Here is a 17,445-nt window from a genome sequence, read left to right on the forward strand (position 1 = left end):
CGTCGTACACCGCCGCTCGATGATCACCAGCGGCAGGACACGTCCCGTCTCCAGGGCACTCCTTGAAGAAGATGCGCGATGAAGCGCTGACGCTACTTCCCCTACCGACTACATCTACTTTTCCCCCACCGGCCGTGACAGCGGCGCCGGGCGATGGGCCCCCTGGCGGCAGGAGCGCCCGTCTGGTAGGGTTTGGCCATGGCGATCTTCACGGTGACCTGCCCCTGCTGCAACGGGCGGCTCACGATCGATCCAGCGGTCGAGGCTGTCATCGCCCACGAGGGGCCGCCCCGCTCGCGCTCCGGCCTCGATCTCGGGGGGGCGCTGTCCTCGCTCAAGGGAGAGGCGGCGCGGCGGGAGGAGCGCTTCAAGGAGCAGATGAAGGCCGAGCAGGTGAAGGGCAAGGTCCTGGATCGGAAGTTCCAGGAGGGGCTCAAGAAGGCCAAGGACTCTCCTGACGAGCGACCGATCAACCCGATGGAGCTGGACTAGCGTCCGTGGCCGGGGGGGACCTCACCTCCGCGCTCCTCAAGGGTGTCAGCCGCTCCTTCTACCTGTCGGTGGCGGTGCTGCCGTCCGGGGTGCGCCCCACCATCGGGCTCGCCTACCTTCTCGCCCGCGCCGCCGACACCATCGCCGATTCGCGCCTCATCGCCCGGCGCGCCCGCATCACCCATCTGCGGGCGCTGCGGGCCGAGCTGGACGCCCCCGTCCCTGGCCGCATCGAGGAGATCGCGGCCGCCACGCGCGAGGCCCGGGCGCTCGGGGCCGAGCGAACCCTGCTCGAGCGCCTCCCCGACTGCCTCGCCGCCCACCGCGCGCTGGTCCCCGCGGACCGCGAGCGCGTGCGCGCGGTGCTCGCCACCGTCATCGAGGGGATGACCCAGGACCTCGAGCACTTTCCGGGCGAGGACGAACAGGGGCTCGCGGCCCTCGAAACGCGCCTGGATCTCGACCGCTACACCTATCTGGTGGCCGGCTGCGTCGGCGAGTTCTGGACCGAGGTGCACGTGGCCCACCGTCCGCGCCTCCGCGGCTGGGACCTGGTGAGGATGAAGGCGCTGGGCGCCCGCTTCGGCAAGGCGCTGCAGCTCACGAATGTCCTCCGCGATTTGCCCCGCGACCTGCGCCAGGGGCGCTGCTACCTGCCGAGCCGCGACCTGGGCTTCCTGGGCCTCGAGCCGCGCGACCTCCTGGACCCGGCCTCCGGGGTCGCGCTCCGCCCCCTGCTGGTGGAGCTCCTCAACGTGGCGCTGGACCACTACGAGGCGGGCTGGCAGTACACCTTCGCCATCCCCAGGGTCGAGACGCGGATGCGGCTGGCCTGCGCCTGGCCGCTCCTGATCGGGCTCCGGACGCTCGACCTGCTCGCCCGGGAGCCGAACTGGCTCGACCCGGCGGTCACGCTCAAGGTGCCGCGCGTCCGCGTCTACGGCATGATCGCGCAGTCGCTCAGGACGGTCTGGTCCGCGCGCGCGCTCGGCCGTCAGGCGCGGCGCCTCCGGGAGCGGATCGGAGTGGGGAGGCCCGGAAGAAGCCGGCCATGAGCGTCTGGCTCCCCATCGTCCAGGTCAACGCCTTCACCAGCCTCCCCTTCGCCGGCAACCCGGCTGCCGTCGTGCTCGACGCCGAGGCCCTCTCCGAGGCCCAGATGCAGCGGATCGCCGCCGAGATGAAGCTGCCGGGCACCGCCTTCGTCTCGCGCCCCGCGGGCGAGGGCACGGATCTCCGCCTCCGGACCTTCACGCCCACGCGCGAGGTGAACTACTCGGGCCACACGACGCTCGCCGCCGTGCACGCCATGATCGAGGCCGGCCGGCTCCCGGGCGACGGGCTCGTCTTCGACACGCCGGGGGGGAGGCTGGGGGTCCAGGTCGAGCGGAAGATCGGCGGGACGAGCATCTGGCTCCTCCCTCGGCTGCCGAGCTGCGTGCCCTTCGAGGGGCAAGTGCCGGCGCTGCTGGAGACGCTGGGGCTGACCGAGCTCGAGCTGAGCCGCTGGGCGCCGACGGCGGTGACGCCCGACGCCGATCTCCTCGTTCCCGTCCGGGGGCTGGAGGCCCTGCGCCGGCTGCAGCCGGACATGGAACGCGTCGCCACGTTCGGCGAGCGGAACAACCTCCGTGGCATCTGCGTGGTGTCGAAGCAGACGGTGGATCCTGACTCTACGACGCATTGCCGCTTCTTCGCGCCCCATTACGGGATACCGGAGGACTTCGTCACCGGCTCCGTCCACTCCGCCGTGGGCGTCTGGCTGCTGGAGGCCCGCCAGGTTCCGGTGATCCGGGACCATGCCGAGTTCATCGCCGAGCAGGGGGACATGCTCGGCCGGCCGGGGCGGCTCTTCGTCGACGTGCTGGTGGCGAGCCGCAAGCCGGCCCGGGTGCGCGTGGGGGGGCGCGCGGTGACCGTCCTCAGCGGGAGCTTGCGGCTCCCCTGACGCTCAGTCGCCGAGCGGCACGCCGAAGAGCGCGCCCGGGTCCACGCGAGCCTGCCGTACCTGGGCGGCGAAGTGCAGGTGGGGTCCGGTGGCGCGCCCGGACGCGCCCACCGCCCCGATGGGCTCGCCCCGCTCCACGCGGGCGCCCTCGGTCACGTCCACGCGGTCCAGGTGCATGTAGAGCGTGTAGACGCCGAGGCCGTGGTCGATCGCGACGAGACGCCCCGGAAAGAAGAAGTCGGCCACCAGGGCCACCTGGCCGCGGTTCGCCGCGACGACCGGCGTGCCGCGCTCCGCCCGGAAGTCCAGGCCCGAGTGCGGCATCCGCGGCTGGCCGTTGATGATGCGCCTCGAGCCGAAGCCCTCGCCCTTGCCCTCGGCGTCGACGGGCCGCGTGAAGCGACCGCGCCAGAGTCGCTCCGGGGTCGCCGTCTCGTACAGCGTCCTGAGCCGCGCCGACTCCGACTCGGCGCGGCGCTCCGTGTCCGGATCGAGGTCCACCATGTGCCCGGGCAGCGTGAGACGCTGGACCGGGAACCGGCGCGCCCGGACCGTAATGCGCCCGCGCAGCTGCCGACCCTGGCCATCCGCGTCCACGACGCCGAGGCGCCAGGCCGTCCTGCCGGGGCGCGCCTCGAGGTCGATGCCGGCCAGCGCGGCCCAGCCCGCGCCGTAGGGGAAGAAGGTGAGCCCGCGCCCGCCCAGGCTCCCCTCCACCTGGCGGGCGCCCTAGGCGCCCGTGACGAAGACGACGGCCACATCGCCCTGCCGCGGCACCGGCGGGACGATGCGCACCCCGAGCGCCGGCGCGGCGACGGCGGAGCCGGCAGCGAGGAGGAGCACCCCCAGGACCACCAGAGCCCCGGCCCACGCGCGCATGCGCCGATGGTACGCCCCCGCCGGGTCCGCGTCGGGGTGGCCCGCCGCGCCCCGTGCCTGGCAGGGTGCGGGAAGACTCCCCACGCCGCCGCTACGGCTGCTCGGGACGCTGCTGGCGGAGGAACTGCTCGATCTCGGCCACGAGATCGGCCGAGGGCGGCAGCTCGTCGCGGATCTCGCCAGGCCGGGCCGGCTGGATCTCGTCCTCGTCGGGGCGCTTCCGCTCGAGCTTCTTCACGTACTCCGCGATCTTGCCGTTCTGCGAGACGATCTCCTGGAGGTTCTGGTCGAACTGGCGCGCCGCCTCTTCGAGATCGGAGAGATCCGCCTCGGCGTCCAGCAAGTCCAGGACGCGGCGAACCAGCGCCATGGAGGCCTTCGGGTTCTCGATTCCCGAGATGTAGTGCGGCACGTTCGCCCAGAGGCTCGCCGTCGGCACGCCGCCATCGTGACAGAGCGTGTTCAGCACCCCCACGATGCCCGTGGGACCCTCGTAGCGCGTCGGGCGGATCCCCAGCCGCGCGGCCAGCTCCGGCTCGTGGGCCCCGCCCACGAGGCGGATGGGGCGCGTGTGGGGAACCTCGGCCAGGAGCGCGCCCAGGGTGAGGACCAGGGAGGTCCGGGTGCGACGGGCCAGATCGAGGACGGCACCGCAGTAGGCGCGCCACTTGAGGTGGGGCTCCACGGCCACGCCGATGATGAGGTCCCGGTCCAGCGCCTCGGGCTGCGACAGCGAGAACTCCGTGGCGGGCCAGACGATCTCGCGCTCGGTGCGCGAGCCGCTCTTGAAGCGGACGTACGGGCGCGAGAGGCCGAAGTGGTAGAACTCCTCCGGATCGATGCTCGCGAGGGGCCGGGCCGGCCAGATCTGGCCCAGGTAGCGCGCGGCGCTGGTGGCCGACTCGGCCGCATCGTTCCACCCGGCGAACGCCATGATGAGGATGGGGCGTCGCAGGGCTCCGGGCTCCTCGAAGACGGTCAGCGCGTCGCTCACGCTCCCTCTCCTCCTGGACCGAGGATGCCTGAGCCCCCGCGACCTCGCAAGGGCAAAAGCACCCGCTGTTGACGGCGGAGGGGCGTGGTCGGTATCATGGGCCGGGATCGAGCACCGCACGTTCACCGCACAGGAGGCATGGCCATGCGCGCACGGTTTGGGAGGGCCGCCCTCGTTCTGGTGGTGCTGCTGACGGCAGGGGGCTGCGCCACGTCCGAGGAGTGGGCCGAGTGGAAGGCTCACAACACCCATTTCGCCTCGGGCAAGCACATCGGTTTCTCGTGGCGCAACCGTGAGGGCCAGGGCCCCCGCGTCGCCCGGTCGGACATCGACGCCGCGCGCGCGGAGACCTGGTGGGGCAAGGCCATCACCGTCAGCCCCGAGCAGATCTTCCAGAACTGAGCGCGGGATCGACCTCGGACCGACCCGGATGAAGCGCTGGACCGCGGCGGTCCTGCCGGCGGTGCTGCTCGGGGGGTTGCTGTCCCCGGTGACGGCGGCCCCTCCCGAGGAGGCCGTCCTCCCGCTCGACAAGTACTCGACCCCGAAGGGCCGGAGTCTCGGCGCGGCCTATGAGGCCCAGCTCCGGCGGTTCTCCGAACGCCTCTACCACTGTGCCCCGTGGGTGGACGTCCGCAGGCAGGGACTCGGCTTCAACAGGCCCCGCTTCGCCACGGGTGACGACCGCTACCTGTCGGTGTGGCTCGAGATCGACCAGCACGAGGACGGCCGGTTCGCCGCCCTCGGCCCGGACGGCCGCCAGTCGGCGATGTTCTCCCGCTATGGGGTCGAGATGTTGCGGCGGTTGACGGCCCTCGAGGGTCTCCGGACGGAGCCCACCCTGGAGGGCTTCGGTGTCATCCTGAGCTGGCCCAAGCCGGGCACCAACGGCAGGCCGGGCGTCCAGCCGGTGAACGAGACGCTGGCCCTCTTCGTGAGCCGGGCGCCCCTCCTGGAGTTCCTGGCCAGGACGCTCCCGGCCTCGGAGCTGGCCGCCCGCGCCCGGTTCACGCTCTTCGACGGCCAGCGCGAGGTCGGACGGCTGCCGCTGGAGATCTGGGACGATCCCTTCATGACGACCTTCAAGCTCAAGGACTACCACCCGCCGACCGGATTCCGCTGCTAGCCCGACGTGTTCGTGGACCCGCGAGGGGTCAGGTCGCGAATAGCCCGGGGCCAGGCCGCGTCCAACCCGGCGCATGTTTGACAGCCCTCGGGGGGTCCGCTAGCATGAAATACAGGTGCGCGGAATGAAAGCGCCGATCCGGCAGAAGACGCAGTTCTCGCTGATCTACGTCCTCATCGCCGCCCTCGTCCTGTCCGTGCTCCAGAGCTGGCTGCTGGCGCCGCAGACCGTCGAGGTCCCGATGAGCCGTTTCCTGGCCCTGGTGCGCGAGGAAAAGGTCGAGCGGGTGTCGCTGTCGGACAGGGAGATCCGGGGCACCCTCAAGCCGGGGGCGCTGCCCGCGGCGGCCCCCCGCCCGGGCGACCGCGTGCGCAGCCTCCTGGGCGCCGAGCCCGGCGTCACCGTGTTCACCACCACGCGCATCCCGGGCGTGGACGACTCGGCGCTGGTCAAGGAGCTCGAGGCGCACAAGGTCGAGTTCTCGGGCCGGATCGAGAACACGTTCTGGCGCGACCTGCTGTTCGGCTGGATCCTGCCGCTCGCCATCATGGCCGGCATCTGGATGTTCCTCATGCGGCGCATCGGCGGCGGGTCCACGCAGGCGCTGTCCTTCGGACGGTCCAAGGCCAAGATCTACGACCGCAAGGAGCTCAAGACCTCGTTCGCGGATGTGGCCGGCGTCGACGAAGCCAAGGCGGAGCTGGTGGAGGTCGTGGACTTCCTCAAGAACCCGAAGAAGTACCAGCGCCTGGGCGGCCGGATCCCGAAAGGTGTCCTCCTGGTGGGGTCGCCCGGCACGGGCAAGACGCTCCTGGCTCGGGCCGTGGCCGGTGAGGCTGCCGTGCCCTTCTTCTTCCTCTCGGGCTCCGAGTTCGTGGAGATGTTCGTCGGGGTAGGCGCCGCCCGTGTGCGCGACCTGTTCGAGCAGGCCAAGGAGAAGGCGCCCTGCATCGTCTTCATCGACGAGCTGGACGCCATCGGCAAGACGCGGGGCGGCACCGGCGGGTTCGTGGGAGGGCACGACGAGCGCGAGCAGACACTGAACCAGATCCTGGCCGAGATGGACGGCTTCGACTCCTCGAAGGGCGTCATCATCATGGCGGCGACCAACCGGCCCGAGGTGCTGGACCCGGCCCTGCTGCGCGCGGGACGTTTCGACCGCCAGGTGGTCGTGGACAAGCCGGACGTGAAGGGGCGCGAGGCGATCCTCGGCGTCCACGCGCGCAACGTGACGCTCGCGCCGCAGGTGGACCTGCACGTGATCGCCGCCCGGACGCCGGGCATGGCGGGTGCCGACCTGGCGAACATCATCAACGAGGCGGCGCTCCTGGCGGCGCGGAAGGGCAAGGAGGCCGTGGAGATGGCCGACCTCGAGGAGGCCATCGACCGCGTCGTGGGCGGGCTCGAGCGGAAGAGCCGGGTGCTCTCCGAGAAGGAGCGCGACATCGTCGCCCATCACGAGATCGGGCACGCGCTGGTGGCCTCCTCCCTGCCCCACGCCGATCCCGTCCACAAGGTCACCATCATCCCGCGCGGCGTCAGCGCGCTCGGCGCCACCTACCAGCTGCCGCTGGAGGACCGGTACCTGCTCACACGCAGCGAGCTCGAGGACCGCATCGCGGTGCTGCTGGGCGGCCGGGCCGCGGAGGAGGCCGTATACGCGGAGATCTCCACCGGCGCCCACAACGACCTCGAGCGGTCCACGGAGATCGCGCGGCTCATGGTGACGCAGTACGGCATGTCGGACAAGCTTGGGCCCATGACCTTCGGCGGGGGACAGCAGGCGCTCTTCCTCAAGGGGTCCGGCCTGTCGCAGGAGCGCGAGTACGGGGAGGACACCGCCCGGGCCATCGACGACGAGATCCGGGCCATCATCGACCACATCTACGGGCGCGTGCGGGATCTCATGACGGCCAAGAAGGGCATTCTCATGGCGGCCGCCGCGGCGCTCAAGGTGAACGAGACGCTGGAGGGAGACCGCTTGCGGAGGCTCCTGGCCGGCGAGTGATCGTGGAGGGAATCCGATGATCTGGATCAAGCGTAGCACCCTTGCAGTTCTGCTCATCGTGGCCGCCGCCCTGGGAGCCGGCGTGGGCGTCTGGGGGACGGGGGCGGCTGACCCGGCGAGGCCGTCCCCCGTGGTGCCCGCCGGGATGCAGGCCCGGCTGATCCCGGCCGCGCTGCCCGTGCCATCCGGGAGCTTCGCCCGGGTGGCCGAGACGGTGGCCCCGGCCGTGATCAACATCAACACGGTGACGCGCGGAGCGCTCGGGAGGACGCCCATCGAGGAGTTCTTCGGCGAGGAGTTCTTCCGGCGCTTCTTCGGCGAGGTCCCGGAGCGCGAGCAGCAGCAGCGGAGCCTGGGCTCGGGCGTCATCGTGGACCCATCGGGCATCGCCCTCACCAACGCCCACGTCGTCGAGCGCGCGACGGACATCGAGGCCGTCACCGCCGACGGCAAGAAGCACAAGGCCAAGCTGGTGGGGGTCGACCGGCGCACCGATCTCGCCGTGCTGCGGCTGCAGGGGGGGCCCTACCCCGCGGCGAGCCTCGGGGACTCCGACAAGATCAAGGTCGGCGACTGGGTGCTCGCCATCGGTTCGCCCTTCGGGCTGCAGCAGACGGTGACCGCGGGGATCATCAGCGCCAAGGGCCGGTCCCTCGGCGGGGGCCCCTTCGACGACTTCCTCCAGACCGACGCCGCCATCAACCCCGGCAACTCGGGCGGGCCCCTGGTGAACATGAGCGGCGAGGTGGTCGGCATCAACAGCGCCATCCTCTCCCGCTCCGGCGGCAACGTCGGCATCGGCTTCTCCATCCCGGCGAACATGGCGCGGCGCATCTACACGGAGCTGGTGGCCAAGGGCAAGGTGACGCGGGGCTGGCTCGGCGTCTCCATCCAGCCGCTCACCCCGGAGCTGGCCAAGAGCTTCGGCCTGCGGGATCCCAAGGGCGTGCTGATCTCCGACGTGGTGCAGGACAGTCCCGCCGAGAAGGCCGGCATCGTGGCGGGTGACATCATCACCGACTTCGACGGCAAGAAGGTGGACAACCCCCAGGATCTCCAGAAGATCGTGGCCCTGACCGCGCCCGGCAAGGGGGTGCCGGTCACCGTGTGGCGCGACAAGTCGCACAAGGCCATGGAGATCAAGATCGGCGACACGCCGGACGACACCGTCGCGCTCAAGTCGAACAGCCGCGGCAAGAGCCTGCTGGGGCTGGAAGTCCGCCCGATCACTCCCGAGCTCGCCCGCCAGCTCAATCTGAGAGGCGCCGAGGGCGTCGTCGTGATGCGCGTGGAGGAGGAGAGCCCCGCGGCGGAGGCGGGGCTCCAGCGGGGCGATGTGATCCGCGAGGTCAACCGGCAGCGCGTCCGGTCCGTGCAGGACTTCGAGCGCACCACGCGGGGGCTCAAGGAGGGCGACCGCGTGACCCTCCTGCTCCAGCGCGGGCCCCAGGCGCTCTACGTGGCGTTCACCGTGGCCCGGGGTTGATGGGGGAGGGCTCGCCGCTCGCGCAGCTCCGCGCGCTCATCACCGATCACCAGGGGCGCCCCGCGCCGCCCATCGCGCGCCTCCTCGGCGCTCGCGTGCTGGCCGTGGACGCAGGGCGCGTCTCCATCGAGTTCGCGGTCAAGGACGAGTTCCTGACCCCGGGCGGCTGGGTGCAGGGCGGTATCATCACCGCGTACGTCGACATGTGCATGGCGCTCGCCGCGCACACGCTCTTCGAGCCGGGGCAGCTCTTGTCCACCTCCTCGCTCACCGTGAGCTTCCTCGCGCCCGTGACGGCTGGCCCCGTGGTCGGCGAGGGCAGCGTCGTCAAGCGCGGGCGGTCCGTGGTCTTCCTCGAGGCCGTCCTCCACGACCGCGAGCGGCGGGAATGCGCGCATGCCTCGTCGGTGGGCTCCATCCACGCCAGGACGTAGCCGCTCCCCTGCCTGGGCGCCCATCCATCCGAGCCCGCGGTTGAGGCCGCCGCGCGCACTGTATCTGATTGCGTGCAGTCCTCTCGTCCTCACGATGGTGGCTGGATTTCTCTTGTGCACATCATTGAGTGACGATACGGCTGCCCAACATGACGCCCCAGCGGACCGGGAGCTCGCGCTGCTCGCTTCCCGTCCGCTGAGCGCCACGTTAGAGCGCTCTATGGAGGAGCCGCCATGGCTCGACAGGAATCGGTTTCCGTCGAGACATTGAAAGCAATCGCCGATGCGTTCAATGCCCACGATCTGGACGCGATAATGGAGTTCTTTGCCGATGATTGCTCGCTGGACATGCCCCGGGGGCCGGACCCGTGGGGGCGGCGCTTTACGGGCAAAGCGGCCGTGCGAGAGGCATTAGCGACACGCCTTAAGGGTCTCCCAGACGTCCACTACAGTGATGACCGGCACTGGGTCAGCGGCAATATGGGCGTGTCGGAGTGGCTGCTGACCGGCACGACACCCGACGGAGTCCGAGTTCAAGTACGTGGATGCGATCACTGGGGGTTCCGGGACGGGAAGGTAATCAGGAAGGGCTCATATTGGAAGATCGTTGAGAAGCCCGTATGAGATGACCGCTTGAACCCTGGGTGGAGCCGACGCGCTATCGCGCGCGACTCACCCTGGCGTTCGCCCCATCGTGCGGTTCGCTGGGGGGAGGTCGAGTCTGCTAGAGTCACCGCTAGGAGGTGGACGATGAGCGACCCAATGATCGTCTCCGACCCACAGGTGATGATGGGCAAGCCGGTGGTTGCGGGCACGCGCGTCACAGTAGATCTCATCCTCGAGAAGCTGGGCAGCGGCGAATCGATCGAGGCGGTGCTTGCGTCCCACCCGCGCCTGACCCGCGAGGGTGTGCTGGCCGCCCTCCGCTTCGCCGCACAGGCCCTCCGGGCTGAAGTGGTCTACCCGCTCAGTGCGAAGTCCGCGTGAACCTGGTCGCCGATGAAGGTGTCGACCGCGCGGTGGTGGAGCGCCTGCGACATGACGGCCATGAGGTCGTCTACGTGGCCGAGCTCTCCCCCAGCGTTACGGATGAGGAGGTCTTGCGGCAGGCGAACGAGCGAAGGGCCGTTCTGTTGACTGCGGACAAGGACTTCGGTGAGCTGGTGTTCCGCCAGGGCCTCGTGCACAGCGGAGTGGTCCTGGTTCGCCTTGCGGGGCTGGCGAATCCCACGAAGGCGGAAATCGTGGCCGAGGTATGTCGTGACCGCACCGGGGAACTCGTCGGGGCGTTCAGCGTTGTCTCGCCAGGACAGGTCCGTATTCGACGAACGTCGTGATAGTCCGTGAGGGTCGAACTCCGGCGTTCAGCCGGCCGCTCACTGGCAACGTTCGACCCACAAGGCGGGAAAGGGCTTCTCAGCGTAGAATCACCCCAGGGGGAGATGCGATGGCAAGGGAGTTCAGCGTGATTATCGAGCGGGATGCCGACGGCTACTTCGTGGCTTCCGTGCCCGCGCTGCGGGGGTGTCACACCCAGGCAACGTCCCTCGACGAGCTGATGAGTAGGGTGCGCGAGGCCGTCGAACTCTGCCTCGAGGCCCAAGGCGAGAGCATCGAGCCACTCGACTTCATCGGCGTCCAAAAGATCACAGTGGCGTGACCCGGCTTCCGCGGATCACCGGAAGAGAAGTCATGTCCGCCCTGCGCAAGGCGGGTTTGAGGTCGCGAGAATCAAGGGCAGCCACCATTTCCTTCGTCACCCCGACGGCCGGGGAACCGTCGTGCCCGTCCACGCCGGTGAGACTATCGGCCCGGGGCTCCTGGCAGCCATCCTCCGTGACTGCGAACTCGACCGAGATGAATTCATCGCGTTGTTGTAGCAAGCGGTGGCTTCAGGGGTCGCCCCCGATCCGGATAGGAGCCGATGACTCGGGGCAGCCGAAAGCAAATCTTGGACTGGACGGCGCGCCGGGGCTTTCCTGCTGAGTTCTCGGAGTTCGTTGGTCTGAGCGATTGTGCCGTTGCTCGCCCTCCGGTCTGGCAGCCGAGGGGTCACAGCGATCCCGCAGAAGCCTGCTTGGAGGACTGCGGCGCCCAGTTCCTTCCCGGCGCCGACTGCTGGAATGATCTTGCCGCCTGGTGGCTGGTTCATCCGCGGGGAGCCAACAAGCCCAATTGGGATCTTGCTGTTGCACGCGACTTCGCAGGCAAGCCAGGTCTCGCGTTGCTTGAAGCAAAGGCGCACGAGAATGAGTTGGATTGGGCCGGGAAACGACTCCGTACAGACGGCTCGGCCAACTCTATCGAAAACCACGAGCGCATCGGGCAGGCAATCGCCGAGGCAGGCGCAGCACTCGACCGCGTCGTCGCAGGCGTGCGAATAGCGCGCGACACCCACTACCAACTCGCGAATCGCGTAGCATACAGCTGGAAGTTGGCGTCGATGGGCATCCCGATGAGGAATTGAGACCAGCGATCATGACGAGCCGAAGCGGCAGGTCGGGGGAGTTCGCGGTGTGCATCCACAACGGCGAGTACGATGCCGACCTCATCGTCGGCAAGATTTATCGCGTCGTGAAGCCGAAGCGCAACGACAGGCTGTCTGACATCCGCGTCCTTGACGAATCGGGCGGTCGCGATCCACTAACCCCGACACGTCGACGGCGATCACGTGCTGAGCGACCTCCGCGAGCGCTTCGACGAGGTCCTCGCGACCCTGGAGGCTCTGGCCGGCTGGTCGACGCCGCGGCACCGAGTCCCGCCGAAGGCGGGCTTGGTCGTACGCCTCGCGCCCGCGCCTCTCTCGGGGCTCGTCTGGCTCGTCATTTGGCCCGGCACGGTGCGGTTACGCGCGTGGGGGAGGCGAAACCCATTGGAGCTGATGGAGCCGCTCCCCCGCCTCGGCGCGCGCCCATCTGCTAGAATCGATATGGGGCGGCGCAGGCTGGGGCCGCGGGGTCCAGGGCGCCGCCTCGACATCTCGCGCGATGGAATACAAGGACTACTACAAGATCCTGGGTGTCGACCGGAGCGCCGACGACAAGGCGATCAAGACCGCCTATCGCCGGCTGGCCCGCAAGCACCACCCGGACGTCTCCAAAGGGTCCGCCGCGCGCTTCCAGGAGCTCAACGAGGCCTACGAGGTGCTCGGGGATCCGGACAAGCGCCAGCGCTACGACGCGCTGGGCTCCGACTGGCAGCGAGTCGCCGCACCCGGCGCCCGGTCGCCCTCCGGGGGGGGCGAGGTCCACGTCCGCCGGGGCGAAGCCCCTGGTGGATTCTCCGAGTTCTTCCAGGCCATCTTCGGCGATCTCGGAGGCGGCCGTGGGCGCGTCCGGGACTCCAGACGCGGCGGCCTCGGCGACATCGGGTTCGGCGACCTCGGCGATCTCGGAGCCGCGGGGGCAGCCGATGTCGAGGCCGCCCTGGAGCTCTCGCTGGAAGAGGCCTTCCGGGGGGTGCGGCGGGCGATCTCGCTGGACCTGGACGAGCCATGCGCCGCCTGCGGGGGTGCCGGGCACGTGAACCGGCGGCCCTGCGGGCAGTGCCGCGGGAGCGGCTGGGCCAAGGGGCGCCGGCAACTCGAGGTGAAGATCCCCGCGGGCGTGGACACGGGCTCGCGCATCCGCGTGCCCGGCGAGGGGGCGGGCCCGGCGGGCGGCAGGCGGGGCGACCTCTACCTGCGCGTCACGGTGCGGCCCGACGAGCGCTTCGAGCGGAGGGGCGACGACCTGTACCTGGACCTGGCCATCCCCTTCGTGGACGCCGCCCTCGGCGCCGAGGTGCAGGTGGCCACGCTCAAGGGCCCGGTGTCCATGAAGGTGCCTCCCGAAACCTCGGGGGGACGCACGTTCCGCCTCCCCGGCTACGGAATGCCCCGCCTCAAGGGGGGCGGCGCCGGGGACCAGTACGTGCGGGTGCAGCTGACCGTCCCGGCGGGCCTCACCCCCCGGGAGAAGGAGTTGCTGACGGATCTCAAGCGGCTCCGTCCGGAGATGCCCAGATGAGATTCGACAGGCTGACGGTGAAGGCGCGCGAGGCGGTCGAAGCCGCGCAGTCCCTCGCGGATCAGGGCAGCCACCAGGCCCTGGAGCCCGAGCACCTCCTGCTGGCGCTGGTGCAGCAGCAGGAAGGCGTGGTGGGTCCGCTCCTGGCCAAGCTCGGGGCCCATGGCGACGCCGTCACGCGCCAGATCCAGGCCGAGCTCGACAAGCTTCCCAAGGTGCGAGGCGGCGGCGGCCAGTACGTCTCGCCCCGGCTCGAGGCCGTCCTCAACCGTGCCTGGGACGAGGCGCAGCGCCTCAAGGACGAGTACTGCTCCACCGAGCACCTGCTCATCGGCATCGCCCAGGAGAAGACCGGCGCGGCGGCGCGCGCGCTCGCCGGACAGGGCGTGACGCCGGAGGCGATCTACCGCGCGCTCGTGGACGTGCGCGGCTCCCAGCGTGTCACGGACGCGACCCCCGAGGAGAAGTACCAGGCGCTCCAGCGCTACTCCAAGGACCTGACGGAGCTGGCGCGCCAGGGCAAGCTCGATCCTGTCATCGGGCGCGACGAGGAGATCCGCCGGGTCGTGCAGGTGCTCTCGCGCCGGACCAAGAACAACCCCGTGCTCATCGGCGAGCCTGGCGTGGGCAAGACGGCCATCGTCGAGGGGCTCGCCCAGCGGATCGTGGCGGGGGATGTGCCCGAGGGGCTCAAGGGCAAGCGGCTCGTGGCGCTGGACATCGGTGCCATGGTGGCGGGCTCGAAGTACCGCGGCGAGTTCGAGGACCGGCTCAAGGCCGTGCTGCGGGAGATCACGGAGGCCCAGGGCCAGGTCATCTGCTTCATCGACGAGCTCCACACGCTGGTGGGCGCGGGGGCGGCGGAGGGCGCCGTGGACGCGGCCAACATGCTCAAGCCGGCGCTGGCGAGCGGTGAGCTGCGCTGCGTGGGGGCCACCACGCTGGACGAGTACCGCAAGCACGTGGAGAAGGATCCGGCGCTGGAGCGCCGCTTCCAGCCCGTGGTGGTGCGCGAGCCCTCGGTGGAGGACACCATCGCCATCCTGCGGGGGCTCAAGGAGAAGTACGAGGTCCACCACAAGGTGAAGATCAAGGACTCGGCGCTGGTGGCGGCGGCCGTCCTCTCCCACCGCTACATCACCGACCGCTTCCTGCCCGACAAGGCCATCGACCTGGTCGACGAGGCCGCCTCGCGGCTGCGCATCGAGATCGATTCGCTCCCCGGCGAGGTGGACGAGATCGAGCGCCGCATCATGCAGCTCCAGATCGAGCGGGTGTCGGTGGCGCGCGAGTCCGACGAGGTCTCGCGCGAGCGCCTGGGACGGCTCGACGCCGAGCTGGCCGACCTCAGGGAGAAATCGGCCGGGCTCAAGGCCCAGTGGGAGGCCGAGAAGTCCGCGATCATGGCGATCAGCCGGATCAAGGAGGAGTCCGAGGCCACGCGCGTCCAGATGGAGGACGCCCAGCGGCGCGGCGACCTCCAGAGGGCGGCGGAGCTCCGCTACGGCACGCTGCTGGATCTCGACAAGCGCCTCGAGACGGAGAACGCGCGGCTGGCCGAGGTCCAGAAGGCCGGCAAGATGCTGAAGGAGGAGGTGGACGAGGAGGACGTGGCCGAGACCGTGGCCAAGTGGACCGGCATCCCCGTCTCGCGGCTCCTGGAGGCCGAGGTCCAGAAGCTGGTCAAGATGGAGCAGCGCCTGGGGCAGCGCGTGGTGGGGCAGGCCGAGGCCATCATCGCCCCTGGGGCCCACCGGCGTCGGCAAGACCGAGCTGGCGCGCGCGCTGGCCCAGTTCCTCTTCGACGACGAGCGCGCCATCATCCGGCTGGACATGTCCGAGTACATGGAGAAGCACACGGTGGCCCGGCTCATCGGGGCACCCCCCGGCTACGTGGGCTACGACGAGGGCGGGCAGCTCACCGAGGCCGTGCGGCGCCGCCCCTACGCGGTGGTCCTCTTCGACGAGATCGAGAAGGCGCACGCGGATGTGTTCAACGTGCTCCTGCAGGTGCTGGACGACGGCCGGCTCACCGACGGCCACGGCCGCACCGTGGACTTCCGCAACACGGTGATCATCATGACCTCCAACCTCGGCAGCCACATCTTCCGCGAGGAGGAAAGGCCCGAACGCGCCCGCCCGCTCATCCTGGAGCTCCTGCGCCAGACGCTCCGGCCCGAGTTCCTGAACCGCATCGACGAGGTGGTCGTCTTCCGTCCGCTGGGGCGCGAGGAGATCGCCGCCATCGTGGGCATCCAGACGAGGCAGCTGCTCCAGCGCCTGGCCGACCGGCGCGTCACGCTCGAGCTGACACCGGGGGCGGAGGAGCTGCTGGCGCGCGAGGGCTTCGACCCGGCCTTCGGCGCCCGCCCGCTCAAGCGCACCATCCAGAAGATGGTGCAGGACCCGCTGGCGATGAGCCTGCTGGAGGGCGAGTTCGGCGAGGGCGACACGGTCGTCGCCGACGCCGACGGCGACGAGATCGTCTTCCGCAAGCGCCTGGCCACCGAGCCGGCCTGAATCGACGGCTGCCCCGGGGGCATCGTAACGGGCACGGGCCTCCGCCCGCGCCGCTGATCCCCCTCCAGCAGGGAGCCGACATGACCGTGTCTCGCGGGACGCTGCACTACGGCTGGATCGTGCTCGGCGCCGTGGTGCTCATCATGATCACCGCCTCGGGCCTCCGGGCGATCCTCGGCGTCTTCATCAAGCCCATGGAGGCGGAGTTCGGCTGGGACCGGGCCTCCCCCTCGGGGGCAGCCGCCCTGTCGCTGCTCCTCCTCGGCGCCGTGGGGCCGGGGGTGGGGTGGCTGGCGGACCGCTGGGGTCCCCGTCGGGTGATGCTCCTGGCCCTCGCCATCCTCTCGGTCGGCACCATGCTCTCCTCCCGCGTGACGAGCCTCTGGCAGATCTACGCGACCGCCGGCGTCCTCATGGCGACAGGCGCGGGCGGCATGGGCATGGCCACGGCGGCGACCATCGCGGCGCGCTGGTTCGAGTCTCGGCGCGGCCTGGTGCTGGGGATCCTGGGGGGCGGCATGTCGGCCGGTCAGCTCGTGATGATCCCGCTGGCCGTCTGGTTCACCGTCAATCACGGCTGGCGCAACTCCTTCCTGTGGCTCGGCGCGAGCGTCCTCGTGACCGCCATCCCGCTGACGCTCTGGCTCGTGAAGGACGACCCGGCCCAGAAGGGGCTCAGGCCCTACGGCGCGGGGCTCGGCGCACTCAGATCCGTGGCCGGCGCGGTGCAGGACGAGCGCCGCGTCCCCGTGACCGAGGCGATGCAGCACCCCGCCTTCTGGCTCCTGGCGGCGACCTTCTTCGTCTGCGGGTACACCTCCAACGGGCTCGTGCTCACGCACCTCGTGCCCTACGCGGCGGAACACGGGTTCTCCGAGATGCACGCCGCCCAGGCGCTCGGCATCATGGGCGCCATGAACATCCTGGGGACGGTGATGTCGGGCTGGATCTGCGACCGGTTCGGCCGCAAGGGACCGCTGGCCTTCTACTACGCCGTGCGGGGGCTCTCCCTGCTCCTCCTGCTCTATGTCTGGAACGTGCCCTCGCTGCACGGCTTCGCGGCGCTGTTCGGGCTCAACTACATCTCCACCGTTCCCCCCACCACCACGCTCACGGCGAATATCTTCGGCCGCTACTCCGTGGGCACCCTCTCGGGCTGGATCTTCTTCTCGCACCAGGTGGGCGCCGCGCTGGGGGCGGGCGTGGGGGGGTGGGTCTTCGACGCCACCGGCTCCTACACCTGGGCCTTCGTCTCGGCCGCGCTGCTGGGCTTCGTCGCCTCCGGGCTGGCCCTGGCCATCAAGGAAGAGCCGGTGGCGAGGACGCCGACCGCCCAGCCGGCGGCGGCAGGCGTCGCGCTCCCCACGCACTAGCCCGGCCGCGTCGGAAGGACTCGGCACTACAGTGGCGGCAAGGGCCCTGCGCGTCCGGCCTCATCGAAGTAGGCTATGATCGTGGGGCGCCCCGGGGCCATGGTGTCCATCCCGGCTCGCATCGAGGAGGGGGTCGCCCCGGGATCGAGGCTGCCGCGGTCGAGGAGGACAAGCGGCC

General features: G+C 70.2%; 18 protein-coding genes and 2 pseudogenes. 17 read left to right on the forward strand and 3 right to left on the reverse strand.

Annotated features, from left to right (window positions below; all coding sequences use genetic code 11):
- Positions 1-198 precede the first annotated feature (198 nt).
- Genes HYV93_00805 through HYV93_00815 form a run of 3 tightly spaced genes read left to right on the forward strand, consistent with a single transcriptional unit; the run spans position 199 to position 2,440 of the window.
- A complete protein-coding gene (locus tag HYV93_00805; GenBank protein MBI2524498.1) occupies positions 199-492 on the forward strand; it encodes a hypothetical protein in 294 nt (97 codons plus the stop codon).
- A gap of 5 nt (positions 493-497) precedes the next feature.
- Positions 498-1,547 carry a squalene/phytoene synthase family protein gene (locus HYV93_00810; GenBank protein ID MBI2524499.1) on the forward strand — a complete coding sequence of 350 codons (1,050 nt, stop codon included), beginning with the start codon at positions 498-500 and terminating at the stop codon, positions 1,545-1,547.
- Entirely contained in the window at positions 1,544-2,440 is an 897-nt protein-coding gene (locus HYV93_00815; GenBank protein ID MBI2524500.1) for a PhzF family phenazine biosynthesis protein, read from the forward strand. Before HYV93_00810 ends, HYV93_00815 begins: the two co-directional genes overlap by 4 nt.
- Before the next feature lie 3 nt (positions 2,441-2,443).
- Here the strand turns inward: HYV93_00815 and HYV93_00820 are convergent, their stop codons facing one another.
- From HYV93_00820 to HYV93_00830, 3 genes are all read right to left on the reverse strand, one after another.
- Positions 2,444-3,157 (reverse strand): M23 family metallopeptidase, encoded by a 714-nt coding sequence (locus tag HYV93_00820; protein ID MBI2524501.1) that lies wholly within the window; start codon positions 3,155-3,157, stop codon positions 2,444-2,446.
- A gap of 12 nt (positions 3,158-3,169) precedes the next feature.
- Positions 3,170-3,319: a hypothetical protein gene (locus HYV93_00825; protein ID MBI2524502.1), complete on the reverse strand. Its 150-nt coding sequence runs from the start codon at positions 3,317-3,319 to the stop codon at positions 3,170-3,172.
- A gap of 91 nt (positions 3,320-3,410) precedes the next feature.
- A complete protein-coding gene (locus HYV93_00830; GenBank protein MBI2524503.1) occupies positions 3,411-4,313 on the reverse strand; it encodes a PAC2 family protein in 903 nt (300 codons plus the stop codon).
- 144 nt (positions 4,314-4,457) lie between these two features.
- Here HYV93_00830 and HYV93_00835 point away from each other — a divergent pair, with 144 nt between their 5' ends.
- The 14 genes and pseudogenes from HYV93_00835 to HYV93_00900 all read left to right on the forward strand — a co-directional run bounded on the left by HYV93_00835 (position 4,458) and on the right by HYV93_00900 (position 17,267).
- Positions 4,458-4,715, forward strand: coding sequence for a hypothetical protein (locus tag HYV93_00835; GenBank protein ID MBI2524504.1), 258 nt, complete (start codon positions 4,458-4,460; stop codon positions 4,713-4,715).
- A 28-nt stretch (positions 4,716-4,743) separates the two neighbouring features.
- Positions 4,744-5,439: a hypothetical protein gene (locus HYV93_00840; GenBank protein ID MBI2524505.1), complete on the forward strand. Its 696-nt coding sequence runs from the start codon at positions 4,744-4,746 to the stop codon at positions 5,437-5,439.
- A gap of 124 nt (positions 5,440-5,563) precedes the next feature.
- Positions 5,564-7,447, forward strand: coding sequence for an ATP-dependent metallopeptidase FtsH/Yme1/Tma family protein (locus tag HYV93_00845; protein MBI2524506.1), 1,884 nt, complete (start codon positions 5,564-5,566; stop codon positions 7,445-7,447).
- A 16-nt stretch (positions 7,448-7,463) separates the two neighbouring features.
- Positions 7,464-8,933: a DegQ family serine endoprotease gene (locus tag HYV93_00850; GenBank protein ID MBI2524507.1), complete on the forward strand. Its 1,470-nt coding sequence runs from the start codon at positions 7,464-7,466 to the stop codon at positions 8,931-8,933.
- Positions 8,933-9,367 (forward strand): PaaI family thioesterase, encoded by a 435-nt coding sequence (locus HYV93_00855; GenBank protein MBI2524508.1) that lies wholly within the window; start codon positions 8,933-8,935, stop codon positions 9,365-9,367. The genes HYV93_00850 and HYV93_00855 overlap by 1 nt, the downstream gene beginning before the upstream one ends.
- 234 nt (positions 9,368-9,601) lie before the next feature.
- On the forward strand, positions 9,602-9,991 hold the full coding sequence (locus HYV93_00860) for a nuclear transport factor 2 family protein (protein MBI2524509.1): 390 nt from the start codon (positions 9,602-9,604) through the stop codon (positions 9,989-9,991).
- A gap of 126 nt (positions 9,992-10,117) precedes the next feature.
- The gene (locus tag HYV93_00865; protein ID MBI2524510.1) at positions 10,118-10,354 is read left to right on the forward strand and encodes a DUF433 domain-containing protein; all 237 of its coding nucleotides are present in this window, start codon (positions 10,118-10,120) and stop codon (positions 10,352-10,354) included.
- Entirely contained in the window at positions 10,351-10,704 is a 354-nt protein-coding gene (locus HYV93_00870) for a DUF5615 family PIN-like protein (protein MBI2524511.1), read from the forward strand. Before HYV93_00865 ends, HYV93_00870 begins: the two co-directional genes overlap by 4 nt.
- A 110-nt stretch (positions 10,705-10,814) precedes the next feature.
- A complete protein-coding gene (locus HYV93_00875) occupies positions 10,815-11,027 on the forward strand; it encodes a type II toxin-antitoxin system HicB family antitoxin (protein ID MBI2524512.1) in 213 nt (70 codons plus the stop codon).
- A pseudogene (locus HYV93_00880) lies at positions 11,024-11,247 on the forward strand (type II toxin-antitoxin system HicA family toxin). Before HYV93_00875 ends, HYV93_00880 begins: the two are co-directional and overlap by 4 nt.
- A gap of 197 nt (positions 11,248-11,444) precedes the next feature.
- Complete coding sequence (locus tag HYV93_00885; protein ID MBI2524513.1) at positions 11,445-11,834, forward strand: hypothetical protein; 390 nt, start codon at positions 11,445-11,447, stop codon at positions 11,832-11,834.
- 520 nt (positions 11,835-12,354) lie between these two features.
- Positions 12,355-13,374: a DnaJ domain-containing protein gene (locus HYV93_00890; GenBank protein MBI2524514.1), complete on the forward strand. Its 1,020-nt coding sequence runs from the start codon at positions 12,355-12,357 to the stop codon at positions 13,372-13,374.
- A pseudogene (locus HYV93_00895) lies at positions 13,371-15,894 on the forward strand (AAA family ATPase). Before HYV93_00890 ends, HYV93_00895 begins: the two are co-directional and overlap by 4 nt.
- 80 nt (positions 15,895-15,974) lie before the next feature.
- Positions 15,975-17,267: an MFS transporter gene (locus HYV93_00900; protein MBI2524515.1), complete on the forward strand. Its 1,293-nt coding sequence runs from the start codon at positions 15,975-15,977 to the stop codon at positions 17,265-17,267.
- Positions 17,268-17,445: the final 178 nt, after the last annotated feature.

Source organism: Candidatus Rokuibacteriota bacterium (genome assembly GCA_016188005.1).
Classification (GTDB): domain Bacteria; phylum Methylomirabilota; class Methylomirabilia; order Rokubacteriales; family CSP1-6; genus UBA12499.